The 2,127-nt window shown below is 65.5% G+C and carries 1 protein-coding gene; it reads left to right on the top strand.

Features of this window, described 5'->3' with window-relative positions:
* Positions 1 to 186 precede the first annotated feature (186 nt).
* Positions 187 to 990, top strand: a complete 804-nt coding sequence (locus AB1673_17585; GenBank protein ID MEW6155769.1) for an RHS repeat-associated core domain-containing protein — start codon at positions 187 to 189, stop codon at positions 988 to 990.
* The last annotated feature ends 1,137 nt before the right edge of the window (positions 991 to 2,127 follow it).

Here is a 2,127-nt window from a genome sequence, read left to right as displayed (position 1 = left end):
ACGAGCAGGGCCGGCTCGTCACCGGGCGGCTGACGGTGGCCCGGGCCGCGGGCCACGAGCTCTCCTACGGCTACGGCCCCGTCGAGGGGTGCGCCCACCCCGGGGCGGGCCGGTCGTCCAACCTGTCAGCCGTCACCGACCAACGGCGCCACCACCACCTTCTGCTACGACCGGGCCGACCGCCTGGTGTCGTCCTCGGGCGGCTGGGCCCCGGCCTACGACGCCCGGGGCAACACGGTCGCCCTCGCCGACATCGCCCTGGCCTGGGACGGGGCCGGCCGCCACGTGGCCACCGCCGACGCCACCACCGGCGAGGTGGCCACCTACACCCGCGACGCCACCGGGCGCATAGTGGCCCGCACCGACGCCTCGGGCACCGTGCGCCACGGCCACGACGGCCCCGGCGACAGCCCCGCCGTGGTGGCCGGGGCCACCGGGGAGGTCACCGCCCGCCACCTGGCGCTGCCCGGGGGGGTGGTCGTAACCCGCACGGCCGGGGGCGAGAGCTGGGCCTACCCCAACGTGCACGGCGACGTCCTGGCCACCGCCGACGCCACCGGGGCCAAGGTCGGCCCCACCCGCCACTACAGCCCCTTCGGCCAGGCGCTAGGCCCCGGCCCCTCCGGCCCCGGCTACGGCTGGCTCGGCTCTCACCAGCGCCTCACCGACACCGCCGGGGGCCTCGACATCATCCACATGGGCGCCCGCCCCTACGTCCCCTCCCTCGGCCGCTTCCTCTCCGTCGACCCCGTGGAGGGCGGGTCGTGCAATGCGTACGACTACGCATGCGGGGACCCGGTCAACTCACTCGACCTAACGGGTGAGCGGCGTATCGACACGTTTGATGTCGATCCGAAAGCTGACGCCGTACTCATTTCGTTCTTCGGGCCAGACTTTGGAGCGAAACTATACTTCAACCTAACTTGGCTAGGAGGGTTCGGAACTCATGGGATGCGGTTTCCTACCCCGTTTCGGAAGACGCGATGTTGATGTCTACCTCTTTCCTGCAGCTGTTTTGAAGTCAAGGCCTCGAAGTACGTTTTTCTCGGTTCGAGAGAGAGCTGAGATTCAGAAGGACGGCTATCTACGACGAGTACACGGACTGACTGTCGAATGGCATATCTATCCGGACATCTTTGGGCAAGTTAGCGTCTCCCAGCCCCTTGTCAATGCCCTTGCCGCTGAGGGAATATCAGTGATTGTTCACCACTTCAAGCATGCGTACCATTCACGAAACACTCCATGACTAGGTCCGAGCCGTCACTAGCCGAACGCCTGATGAGCCGGGACTACAAGACCGTGTCAGAGGCCATCCGAGAGGCTGTGCAGAAGGGGGAAGTCGGCGAGGCGGAAATCGTCCGCCGGATTGAGGCAGGCCCTTCTCGTGACTTGGCAGTCTTGGTTGCCGCTCTGGGTGACTCTAGAGGGGCGAGGGGTCCGGCGGCCTTAAGGCTCATCCTGTCGGATAGTACTGCAGGCAGGGACATCCGGTGCGCCGCTGTGCTCGCCCTAGCCAAACGTTGTGGAAGCGATGCCTCGGGCGACCTGGTCTCTGCACTCGAGGCGAAGGATTCTGTTCTGAAGGAGTACGCTATTGCAAGCTTAGCAGCCGTTGGAGATAGCAGAGCATGGGACGCTGTGTTTCATCGCTTGAAGCAGGTGCTGGCACGCAGGTCCCGCGATCATGTGACCCTTGACCCGACCGATACAGAACTATGCGCCTCTTATCTGGGTCGACACCTCGACAACGATGGGCCTCGACGCGACCGGGTCGTCACCCTGGTGCGCCGTTGCTGGGGGAACATTCACTCAGTCGAAGAGCGGTGGTTCCACCGCTATTGGCCAGAGTGCGATCCGACCATTGGCCCCTCTCAGCCCACTCAGTTCCCCAGCCCTGACAAACTATCAGAATGGGCGAGGAAGACTGTCTTACTGCCAGCTTTCGTGGACTCCAGTGATGCATAGCTCGGAGCCTCAGCCTTTGGAAGTCTGGGCTCTGAGGGCTCGTGGAACTTCCTCTACGACCCCGACGAGCAGGGCCGGCTCGTCACCGGGCGGCTGACGGTGGCCCGGGCCGCGGGCCACGAGCTCTCCTACGGCTACGGCCCCGTCGAGGGGTGCGCCCAC

It is taken from the genome of Actinomycetota bacterium (assembly GCA_040754375.1).
Lineage (GTDB): Bacteria > Actinomycetota > Acidimicrobiia > Acidimicrobiales > AC-14 > JBFMCT01.
The sequence above is the reverse complement of the archived record's forward strand: the minus strand, read 5'-3'. Positions and strand labels throughout refer to the sequence as shown.